This is a genomic window from Kitasatospora sp. NPDC007106 (genome assembly GCF_040634455.1).
Classification (GTDB): domain Bacteria; phylum Actinomycetota; class Actinomycetes; order Streptomycetales; family Streptomycetaceae; genus Kitasatospora; species Kitasatospora arboriphila.
The window spans coordinates 1-6,861 of sequence record NZ_JBEYFP010000304.1 but is presented as its reverse complement, the minus strand read 5'-3'; the positions used below and the strand labels follow the sequence as shown (position 1 = coordinate 6,861).

At 76.3% G+C, this 6,861-nt stretch carries 6 protein-coding genes; 4 read left to right on the top strand and 2 right to left on the bottom strand.

The window, feature by feature from the left end; all coding sequences use genetic code 11:
* Positions 1-10 precede the first annotated feature (10 nt).
* The 3 genes from ABZ641_RS21555 (at position 11) to cobM (ending at position 3,440) form a co-directional block, all read left to right on the top strand.
* Positions 11-1,291: an ABC transporter substrate-binding protein gene (locus ABZ641_RS21555; RefSeq protein WP_359984006.1), complete on the top strand. Its 1,281-nt coding sequence runs from the start codon at positions 11-13 to the stop codon at positions 1,289-1,291.
* A 140-nt stretch (positions 1,292-1,431) separates the two neighbouring features.
* Positions 1,432-2,682, top strand: coding sequence for a precorrin-6y C5,15-methyltransferase (decarboxylating) subunit CbiE (cbiE, locus tag ABZ641_RS21550; RefSeq protein ID WP_359984003.1), 1,251 nt, complete (start codon positions 1,432-1,434; stop codon positions 2,680-2,682).
* Positions 2,679-3,440 (top strand): precorrin-4 C(11)-methyltransferase, encoded by a 762-nt coding sequence (gene cobM, locus ABZ641_RS21545; RefSeq protein ID WP_344621535.1) that lies wholly within the window; start codon positions 2,679-2,681, stop codon positions 3,438-3,440. The genes cbiE and cobM overlap by 4 nt, the downstream gene beginning before the upstream one ends.
* A gap of 12 nt (positions 3,441-3,452) precedes the next feature.
* Here the strand turns inward: cobM and ABZ641_RS21540 are convergent, their stop codons facing one another.
* Both ABZ641_RS21540 and ABZ641_RS21535 read right to left on the bottom strand, forming a co-directional pair.
* Positions 3,453-4,124 carry a bifunctional 4-hydroxy-2-oxoglutarate aldolase/2-dehydro-3-deoxy-phosphogluconate aldolase gene (locus ABZ641_RS21540; RefSeq protein WP_359984000.1) on the bottom strand — a complete coding sequence of 224 codons (672 nt, stop codon included), beginning with the start codon at positions 4,122-4,124 and terminating at the stop codon, positions 3,453-3,455.
* A gap of 50 nt (positions 4,125-4,174) precedes the next feature.
* Complete coding sequence (locus tag ABZ641_RS21535; RefSeq protein WP_359983997.1) at positions 4,175-5,785, bottom strand: D-aminoacylase; 1,611 nt, start codon at positions 5,783-5,785, stop codon at positions 4,175-4,177.
* Positions 5,786-5,926: 141 nt separating this feature from the next.
* Here ABZ641_RS21535 and ABZ641_RS21530 point away from each other — a divergent pair.
* Positions 5,927-6,861 (top strand): sugar kinase (locus ABZ641_RS21530; RefSeq protein WP_359983995.1); only part of this gene is annotated, 935 nt, incomplete at its 3' end.

The window sequence follows — 6,861 nt, the reverse complement described above, 5'->3', positions numbered from 1 at the left end:
GGACGGCCGGGTGGACGCCTCGCACCGCGGCGGCTTCCCCGGCTTCGTCGAGGTGCTGGGGCCGAACCGGCTGCGCTGGGCGGAGTACGCGGGCGCCGACGCCCGCAGCGTCAAGATCGGCATCATCACCTCGCTCACCAGCCCCGTCGGCTCGGAGACCTTCGCCGGGCCGCGCTTCGGCGCCCTCGCCTTCTTCAAGGCCCTGAACGACGCCGGCGGGGTGCACGGCCGGACGGTGCAGGTCGTCACCTGCGACGACGGCGGCAGCGGCATCGGCAACCAGGACTGCGTCCACCGGATGATCGACAAGGAGAAGGTCTTCGCCCTGGTCTCCGGCAGCGTCCTGGTCTACGCGGGAGCCCCCTACGTCAGCGCCAAGGGCGTGCCGGACGTCGGCGGCCAACCGATCGGCACCGCCTACGACCAGTGGCCGCACCTGTACGGCATCTACGGCAGCAGCGCCCCGCGGGACGGCCGCTCGGTCGGCTGGGACGGCGTCCTCTACCAGAGCACCGAGGTGTACCGGTTCTTCAAGGAGAAGCTCGGCGCCCGCAGCGCCGCCGTCGTCGCCTACGACCAGGCCGACTCGGCCCGCTACGCCCGGCAGTTGACCGAAGCGCTGAAGGCCGAGGGGTACCGGGTGCTCAACCAGACCGTCGACCTGGCGCTGCCCGGCTTCCAGGCGGTCGCCGCGGCGATGAAGGCCGACGGCACCGAGCTGCTCTTCGACGCCATGGACACCCGCGGCAACGCCGGGCTCTGCCAGGCCCTGGACGCCGCCGGGGTGCGCCTCAAGGCCAAGGTCACCAACGTGCAGAACTGGACGGCGACCGTCGGCACCGACTACAAGGACTCCCCCGGCTGCCGGTCGGTGCTGTGGGCGACCTCCTCCAGCCAGAACTACGAGGACACCCGCCAACCGGCCGTGCAGGCCTTCCGCAAGGCGATGGCCACGTACTACCCCGAGCGCGAGGGGCTGCTCTCCGCCTGGGAGTTGGAGGGCTGGGCCGGGGCGCAGTGGCTCACCGACGCGATGGACTCCTGCGGCGCCGACCTCACCCGCGGCTGCGTCGAGGACTTCATGAACCGCAGCACCCCCTACGACGCGCACGGCCTGCTGCTCCCGGCCGACTTCGTCCCGACCCCGCGGCCGACCGGGCTGCTCAGGGCCTGCCTCAACGCCGCCCGCTGGGAGGACTCCGCCCAGGACGGGCACGGCGGTTGGGTCACCCAGGTGCCCGACATGGCCACCAACTGCTACGACGTCCCGCAGCTGCCGTACCGGCCCTGAGGGGTGGTGGGGCGGCCGGTGCGGGCCGCGGTGTGGCGAACGTCGCAGGTGATCGTGGGCGGGTTCGGCCTTCGGCCGGCGACGGGGCGGGGAGCGGCCGGTAGGCTGCCGCTGCCCCGTCCGAGCTGCAAGGAGTCCCCTTGGCCACCGCCGTGCCCGCGTCCGTGATCACCGTCGTCGGGGTCGGTGCGGACGGCTGGGACGGCCTCGCGCCCACCGCCCGGGAGGCGCTGCTCGGGGCCGCGACCGTCCTCGGCGGACCACGCCAGCTGGAGCTGCTGCCGCCGGAGGTCACCGCCGCACGGGTGGCCTGGCCGAGCCCGCTGCGGCCCGCCGTACCCGGTCTGCTCGCCGAGCACGGCGACCGGCGGCTGTGCGTCCTCGCCAGCGGCGACCCGATGTTCCACGGCATCGGCCGAGCCCTCGCCGAGACGGTCGGCGCCGAGCGGCTGCACGTGCTGCCGCACCCCTCCTCCGTCGCCTACGCCTGCGCGCGCCTCGGCTGGCCGCAGGAGGACACCGAGGTGGTCAGCGCGGTCGGCCGCCCGCTGGCGAACCTCAACGCCGCACTGTCCGACGGGCGGCGGCTGCTGGTGCTCAGCGCCGGCGCCGGCACCCCCGCCGAGGTCGCCGCGCTGCTCACCGGACGCGGCTTCGGCGCCAGCCGGCTACGGGTGCTCGAACAGCTCGGCGGCGGAAGCGAACGCGTCCTCGACGGCACCGCCGCCGACTGGCCGCACCCGGCCGCCGATCCGCTGAACATCGTCGCCGTGGAGTGCGCGGGTCCGCGGGCGCAGCTCGTCCCCGGGCTGCCGGACGACGCGTACGAGCACGACGGCCAGCTGACCAAGCGCCATGTCCGGGCCGCGACGCTCGCCGCGCTCGCGCCCGCCGCCGGAGAACTGCTCTGGGACATCGGCGGCGGCTCCGGCTCGATCGCCGTGGAGTGGCTGCGGGCGCACCGCAGCTGCCGGGCCGTCAGCGTGGAGCGGGACGCCGTCCGGGCCGACCGGATCCGGCGCAACGCCGACACGCTCGGCGTGCCGCGGCTGGAGGTCGTCACCGGCCGGGCGCCCGACGCGCTGGCCGGACTGCCGGTGCCGGACGCCGTGTTCATCGGCGGCGGGCTGACCGCGCCCGGCCTGCTGCAGGCCTGCTGGGACGCGTTGCCCGCGGGCGGCCGGCTGGTCGCCAACACCGTCACGCTGGAGTCCGAGGCGCTGCTCACCGAGTGGTACCGCCGGCACGGCGGGGAGCTGGTGAAGCTGGCGGTCGCGCACGCCGTACCGGTCGGCGGGTTCACCGGCTGGCGGCAGGCCATGCCGGTCACCCAGTGGTCGGCCGTCAAGACGTCCGAGGCCGGCCGGGCCGGCGTGGAGGAGGAGCAGTGACCGTCTACTTCATCGGGGCCGGCCCCGGTGCCGCCGACCTGATCACCGTCCGCGGGCAGCGCACGCTGGCCGCCTGTGGGGTGTGCCTGTACGCGGGCAGCCTGGTGCCGCGCGAACTGCTCGCCGAATGCCCGCCGGACGCACGGCTGGTGGACACCGCGAACCTGGACCTCGACCGGATCGTCGCCGAGATCGCCCGCGCCCACGAGGAGGGCCGGGACGTGGCCCGGCTGCACTCCGGCGACCCCTCGGTGTTCAGCGCCGTCGCCGAGCAGATGCGGCGCCTCGACGCGCTCGGCATCCCGTACGAGGTGGTGCCGGGCGTGCCCGCCTTCGCCGCCGCGGCGGCCGCGCTCAAGCGGGAACTGACCGTGCCGACGGTCGGTCAGACCGTCATCCTCACCCGGGTCTCCCGGCAGGCCACCCCGATGCCCGAGGGCGAGGACCTCGCCACCCTCGGCCGCAGCGGCGCCCTGCTGGTGCTGCACCTCGCCGCCCGCTACGTCGACAGCGTCGTCGAGGAGCTGCTGCCGCACTACGGCGCCGACTGCCCGGCCGCCGTCGTCGCCATGGCCAGCCGCCCCGACGAGCTCGTGCTGCGCGGCACCCTCGGCGACATCGCCGAGCAGGTGAAGGCCGCCGGTGTGCTGCGGACGGCCGTCATCCTGGTCGGCCGGACCCTCGGCGCCGAGCAGTTCCGCGACAGCCACCTGTACTCCTCCGAGCGCGAGCGGCCGCACGAGCCCTGCGGCGCCTGACCTCCGGCGTCGTCACCCGGCGGGTACCGCCAGCGCCGCCGTGAAGGCCCGGGCCCGTCGGGTGATCTCCGGCCAGTCGGCGGCGGCGACGGCGGCCGGGGGGACGACCCCGGAGCCGGCGCAGACGGCGAGGGCGCCGTGGTCGAGGAAGGCGGCGGCGTTGCCCGTGTCGACGCCGCCGGATGCGACCAGCGGGACGTCGGGGTAGGGGCCGCGCAGATCGGCGAAGTAGCCGGGGCCGAAGACGCGGGCCGGGAAGACCTTGACCGCGGCGGCGCCCAGGTCGACGGCCTGCGCCACCTCGGTCGGGGTGAGCGCGCCGAGCACGACCGGGACACCGGCCAGCCCGGCCGCGGCGGCGACCTCGGGGCGGCACCCCGGGGTGACCAGGAAACCCGCACCGGCGTCCACCGCGCGTTCGGCCTGCTCGGCGGTCAGCACCGTACCGACCCCGATCCGGTGCCCGGCCCCGGCCGCGTGCCGCAGGTGTGCCGTCACCTCCGGTGTGGTGAAGGTGAGTTCGACCCGGTCGATGCCCCCGGCGGCCAGTGCCGCGCACAGCTCGGCGGCGTCCGGGATCCGCGGCGCGCGGACCACGGCGATCACCCGCTCGGCGGCGAGAGCGGCCCGCAGGGCGGCGGCGGCTGCGGCGGCGCCGGGGGTGGTGGCGGTGGGTGCGGTCACGGGATTCGGGCTCCTCGGTTCGGGCGGGCAGGCGTGCCGTACCCGGCGGTTCACCGGGCGCGGGTGCCGTCGGCGGTGCGGCGCAGGGTGCGACCGGGCAGCGCTCCGGTGGGACGGCCGTCGTCCAGGACGGCGGTGCCGTTGACCCGGACGTGGGCGATCCCGGCGGCCGCTCGGCGCGGGTGGTCGAAGGTGGCGGTGTCGCGGACGGTCGCCGGGTCGAGCAGCACCAGGTCGGCGTGGTGGCCGGGGCGGACGAGGCCGCGGCGGTGGAGCCGGAGGCGGCGGGCCGGGCGGCCGGTCATCCGGGCGATCGCCTCCTCCAGGGTGAGCACGCCCTCGTCCCGGCCGTAGTGGCCGAGGTAGCGGGCGAAGGTGCCCCAGGCCCGGGGGTGCGGCCGGTCGCCGACGAGCAGGCCGTCGCTGCCGACGGTGTGCGCGGGGTGTCGCATCACGGCGCGGACGTTCGCCTCGTCGCCGACGTGCTGGAGGATCGTGGTGGCGAGGCGGTCGCGGCGCAGCAGGTCGAGGAAGGCCTCGGTGCCGGTGGTGCCGTCCGCGGCGGCGACCTCGGCGACGGTGCGGCCGACCAGGGCGGCGAGGGCCGGGTCGCCGACGCCGGAGATCTGCACGGTGTGCCAGTCGGCGGTGACGCCGTGGCAGCCGTCGCTGCCGGTCTCCTCCAGGGCGGTACGGATGCGCTCGCGGGCGGCCGGGTCGCCGAGCCGGGCGAGGGTCGCGTCCGGTCCGCCGGCGGCGGCCCAGCCGGGCAGCAGCGCGGCGAGGGTGGTGGAGCCGGGGAGGTAGGGGTAGCTGTCGAGGGTGATGTCGAGGCCCTCGGCGAGGGCCGCGTCGACCAGGGCGAGGAGTTCGCCGGCCCGGCCGCGGTTGACCTCGAAGTTCATGGTCGCGTGGGTGAGGTGCAGCGGGCAGCCGGAGGCGCGGGCGATCGCGATCATCTCGGCGTAGCCCTCCAGCGCGCCGGCGCCGTAGGAGCGCTGGTGCGGGGCGTGGAATCCGCCGGCGGCGGCCACCACCTCGCAGAGCGCGGTGAGTTCGGCCGTTCCGGCGTACATGCCGGGCGGGTAGCTGAGCCCGCTGGACAGGCCGACCGCGCCCTCGGCGAGGCCGTCGGCCACCAGGGCGCGCATCCGGTCGAGTTCGGCCCCGGTCGGCGGGCGGTCGTCCCAGCCCATGGCGAGCATCCGGACGGTGCCGTGCGGCACCAGGTAGCAGGTGTTGACGGCGGTGCCGGTGTCGAGCCGGTCGAGGTACTCGCCGACGGTGCGCCAGTTCCAGTCGAAGCCGTCGGGGTCGCCGTTCCAGCCGGCGAGTTGGCGGCGCAGTGCGGGCAGGGTGGTGTCGTCGACGGGTGCGTAGGAGAGGCCGTCCTGGCCGAGGACCTCGCAGGTGACGCCCTGGGTGATCCGGGAGGGGTGGCCGGGTTCGACGAGCAGGCGCAGGTCGGAGTGGGTGTGCATGTCGACGAAGCCGGGGGCGAGGACGAGGCCGTCCGCGTCGAGCGCACGGCGGGCGGTGAGGTGCTCGCCGGGGACGCCGACGGTGTCGATCAGGCCGTCGGTGACGGTGACGTCCGCGCGGCGGCGCGGGGCGCCGGTGCCGTCCACGACGGTGGCGCCGCGGATCACCAGATCGGCCACCAGACCACTCCTCACCTGCAATGTTGCGTTATTCGCAACCTGCGTTGCGGATAGTGCCACGACGGTTCTAACATTCACGCCGAAGCGCGGTCAACGAGACGGGCGTGTCCGAGGGGCGCGCGGGCAAAGGGAGTGCGGCGGATGGCGGAGCGGTCGCCCGGCCCGTGGGCCGTGTGCCTGGGCGAGTCGATGGCGGTGCTGCTGCCGAACGCCGCGGGCCCGCTGGAGGCCGCGGGCGGCTTCCGGCCGGCGGTGGGCGGCGCGGAGTCCAACACGGCGTGCGCGCTGGCCGCTCTGGGTGTGCCGGCGGCCTGGATCGGCCGGGTCGGCGACGACGGGTTCGGGCGCATGGTCACCGCCGATCTGGCCGCCTGCGGGGTGGACGTCTCGGCCGTCGCGGTGGACCCGCACCGCCGCACCGGCCTCTACGTCAAGGAGACCGGCGGTTCGGCGCTGCCGCACGACCTCGGTCCGGGCCGCAGCCGGCTGCACTACTACCGGACGGGCTCCGCCGCCTCGGCGCTCTCCCCCGCGCTGCTGGCCGACCCGGCCGCCGCCCGGCTGCTGGCCGGCGCCCGGCTGCTGCACCTGACCGGCATCACCGCGGCGCTCTCCGACGACTGCCTGGCACTCGTCCGCGCGCTGCTCGCCGACCGGCGGCCCGGCCGCCTGGTCTCCCTCGACCTCAACTGGCGCCCCGCGCTCTGGCACGGCCGCGACCCGGCGGTGCTGCCCGACCTGCTGGACGCCGCCGACGTCCTGCTGCTGGGCGCGGACGAGGCCGCCGAAGCCCTCGGCACCGGGGACCCGGCCGCGCTGCGGGCCGCCTTCCCCTCCCCCGCGACCGTCGTCGTCAAGGACGCCGGCCACCGGGTCACCGCCCTGGACCGCTCGGGCGCCGCCGTCACCGAGCCGGCGCTCGCCGTCGAGGTGGTCGAGCCGACCGGTGCCGGCGACGCCTTCGCCGCCGGCTACCTGGCCGGCCTGCACCGCGGCCTGGACGGCCGCCGCCGGCTGCGGCTCGGCCACCTCGCCGCGGCCTGCGCCCTGACCGCCCCCGGCGACCGCGGCCGGCT